The organism is Caballeronia arationis (assembly GCF_001544975.2).
GTDB lineage: Bacteria > Pseudomonadota > Gammaproteobacteria > Burkholderiales > Burkholderiaceae > Caballeronia > Caballeronia arationis.
Map to the genome: position 1 here is coordinate 1 of NZ_FCOG02000315.1, position 3,130 is coordinate 3,130.

The 3,130-nt window shown below is 59.1% G+C and carries 3 protein-coding genes and 1 pseudogene; 3 read left to right on the forward strand and 1 reads right to left on the reverse strand.

What is annotated here, in order from left to right; translation table 11 throughout:
• Positions 1-129, forward strand: a 129-nt coding sequence (locus AWB81_RS41470) for a hypothetical protein (protein ID WP_144444238.1), incomplete at its 5' end; no start/stop codon positions are given.
• A gap of 179 nt (positions 130-308) precedes the next feature.
• On the opposite strand, the pseudogene AWB81_RS47915 reads toward AWB81_RS41470, so the two are convergent.
• Positions 309-479 (reverse strand): annotated as a pseudogene (locus tag AWB81_RS47915) (IclR family transcriptional regulator); the annotation flags it as partial.
• Between the two features lie 65 nt (positions 480-544).
• On the opposite strand from AWB81_RS47915, the gene AWB81_RS41480 reads away from it, so the two are divergent.
• Together AWB81_RS41480 and AWB81_RS41485 are read left to right on the forward strand one after the other, a co-directional pair.
• Positions 545-1,477, forward strand: a complete 933-nt coding sequence (locus AWB81_RS41480; protein WP_062644271.1) for an amidohydrolase family protein — start codon at positions 545-547, stop codon at positions 1,475-1,477.
• 135 nt (positions 1,478-1,612) lie between these two features.
• Positions 1,613-3,040 (forward strand): ATPase domain-containing protein, encoded by a 1,428-nt coding sequence (locus AWB81_RS41485; protein ID WP_087135587.1) that lies wholly within the window; start codon positions 1,613-1,615, stop codon positions 3,038-3,040.
• The last annotated feature ends 90 nt before the right edge of the window (positions 3,041-3,130 follow it).

Sequence of the window (3,130 nt, forward strand, 5' to 3'; positions counted from 1 at the left end):
GCGCTCGCGTCGGGCCGAAGCGTCGCGGAGATCGTGGTCGAGAAGGGGCTTTTGAGCCAGTTGCAACTCGACGAGATCCTGCAGCCCGCCATGCTGACGCAGCCGAGGAAGATCCCGTCGGCTGCGTAAGGAAACACTAGGCGGGGCGATTCGCCCATTCGCAACGTCCCGCCTTTGCGATGTCCAATCAAACAAGAAAAACGGAAATTAAGGTCGAGACCATCGTGCAGTGTGGCGAGCAAGAACCGTTCTGTTGTCGATGCGCGGTTTAATCATTGGTGGGCCCAAAACGGAGTTTGAGCGAGTGTTTATCTCGCGAACGTCGCTGTGCAACAGGCAGCGCTTGCCCCGAGTTTCCGTGAGAGATCTGACGCCGCGCTCAACGGGATCTCGGCAAGATCGCCTGATGCCCTCGCTGCCTGCAGCCGGGAAGCCGCGCCAGACAACGTGAGCGCTGCCATGAATTGGTGAGCGTCGCCACGTTGCTCATGCTGAGCCGCAATGGCGAAGAGCCGCGCGTTCACAAGCCGGAGACGGCATGAGCATGCGGCCGTTCAACCGACGTGCCTTCTTGCAGGCTGCGGGTACTGCTGCGGCCATGTCGATGATTTCCTTGCAGTCGAGAGCCGAGGAGACGTGGTCGAGCGGCACGGATGTACCGTCGTTCAAATTGCCGGCAGGCGCGGTCGACTGCCACATGCACATCTACGACGACGGGTTTCCAAGTGCGCCGGGCACGACATTGCGCCCGCCTGATGCTACAGTCGGGCAGTACCGGAACTTGCAGAGTCGGCTTGGCGTGCGACGAAACGTCGTCGTGACGCCTTCGACTTACGGCACCGACAACCGCTGCACACTCGATGCGTTGAATCGCTTCGGGGCAGATTCGCGCGGCGTCGCGGTTATCGATACCTCCGTGAGCGACCACGAATTGCGCCGCATGAACGACGCGGGAGTTCGTGCGATCCGCTTCAATCTGAGCTATCCCGGCGCGACGACGGTCGATATGCTCGGCCCGCTTGCGTCGCGCATCGCTGCGATGGGCTGGCATATCGAACTGGTAGTGCAGGGTACCCGGTTGCCCGAACTGGAAAGCCGGCTGTCTGCTCTCCCGTGCCCGCTCGTCATCGACCATATCGCCCATGTTCCGCAACCCGGAGGCTTGAACTCGGAGGCGTTCCGCACCGCGCGACGCCTGGTCGAAAAGGGCAACGCATGGATTACTTTATCGGGTCCATACGTGGACAGCAAATTCGGTGCGCCCGGATTCGAAGACGTCGAGCCGGTCGCGACGTCACTCATCGCTTTAGCGCCTGAGCGGATGCTGTGGGGTTCCGACTGGCCGCATCCGACTGAAAAGTCCCGCAAGCCCGATGACGCGAAGCTCTTGGACACCGTCGCTTCATGGATCGATCGCGCCGAATGGCAACGGAGAATTTTTGTAACGAATCCGTCGGAGCTTTACGGTTTTGCATGATGGATCTGTCGAAACCTGTTCAGGACGGTGCAGTTCACCGACGTGGCCCACTTTTTGCGTTACGGTTGCGCCGCTCCCGAAACGGCTTTGCGAGCGCTCTCGGGCGGATCAGTCAACCTCACCCACTCGATAGTCATGGCAAAACATACACACGAGGCTACGCCACCGCGTCTCGCCTCAGGAGTCGACGGTGTCGACGACATCCTCGGCGGCGGACTTACGCCGCACCGGATGTACCTGATCGAGGGTGCGCCTGGCGCTGGCAAAACGACCTTCGCCTTGCAGTTTTTACTCAAAGGCGCTGAGACGGGCGAAGCTGGTCTCTACGTTACGCTGTCTGAGACGAAATCCGAACTCGTCGCTGTCGCGACCAGTCACGGATGGGACGTTGGTCAGTTCACGATCATCGAACTGCTATCGGACGAGGGGCTCGATCCGCGCTACGAACAAACAGTCCTGCACCCGGCGGAAGTGGAGTTAGGTGAAACGGTGAGGGATGTCATCGAGAAGGTGGACGAGTTCAAGCCGGCGCGCCTCGTGTTCGACAGTTTGTCCGAACTGCGGCTGCTTTCGCAGAATCCGATGCGCTATCGAAGGCAGATTCTCGCTTTGAAGCGTTACTTCGCCACGCGTGCTTGCACGGTGCTGCTTCTCGATGACAACAGTGCTGAGCCCGGCGATCTTCAACTGCACAGCATCGCGCACGGCGTAATCAGTCTGGATAACCTCTCGCATGACTACGGAGGAGAGCGCCGCCGCTTGCGAATCGCGAAGATGCGTGGAATCAAGTTTCGCGAGGGATACCACGACATGACACTCGACACGGGTGGCATCAAGGTCTACCCGCGACTGGTGGCCGCGGAGCACCACAGCACCTTCTCTGGCCAATTGCACAGTACGGGAACGGAGGGACTTGACGAGTTGCTTGGAGGAGGGTTAGTTCCCGGCACCAACTCACTGTTGATAGGTCCGTCCGGCGTCGGCAAGACAACCACGGTCGTTTCGTGCCTTTTAGCCGCGCTGGAACGTGGCGAGCCGTGCGTCTACTACCTGTTTGACGAAACTCTCAACACGCTTTTGCAGCGCTGCGCGAAGCTTGGTATGGATTTGGGACGGCATGTCGAGAGCGGGCTTTTGACGCTGCGCCAGGTCGATCCCGCAGAGATATCGCCGGGAGAGTTTACAAGCGATGTGCGCAACCGCGTGGAGCAAGGAGGGGCGAAGTATGTCGCGATAGACAGTCTCAATGCATTTCTGCAAGCCATGCCCGGGGAGCGCTACCTCCTGCTTCAGATGCATGAGTTGCTTGGCTATCTCAATCAACGAGGCGTGGTCACGATGCTGGTTCTTGGGCAACACGGAATCATCGGCGAAATTCAAAGCGATATTGACATCAGTTACCTGAGCGACGTTGTACTCCTATTCCGCTATTTCGAGCGCCAGGGCGAAGTCCTGACTGCCGTAACGGCCCTCAAGAGCCGGGCAAATGCGCATGAGCGCTCCATACGTCAGTTCCGGCTGAGCAACACCGGGCTAGATTCCTTGACTGAATTGATCTTGTAGCAGTCGAGTCAAGTTTCTACGCGGCGATTTTGACCTGATCGCACCAGGTGTTAACGGCCTTCTCAGCGGTGCGGAAGCTGCGCTGCAAAG

Bases quoted from the DNA above. Each gene is read 5' to 3' on its own strand.
- AWB81_RS41480 (WP_062644271.1), top strand. From the start codon at position 545: ATGCGGCCGTTCAACCGACGTGCCTTCTTGCAGGCTGCGGGTACTGCT.
- AWB81_RS41485 (WP_087135587.1), top strand. From the start codon at position 1,613: ATGGCAAAACATACACACGAGGCTACGCCACCGCGTCTCGCCTCAGGA.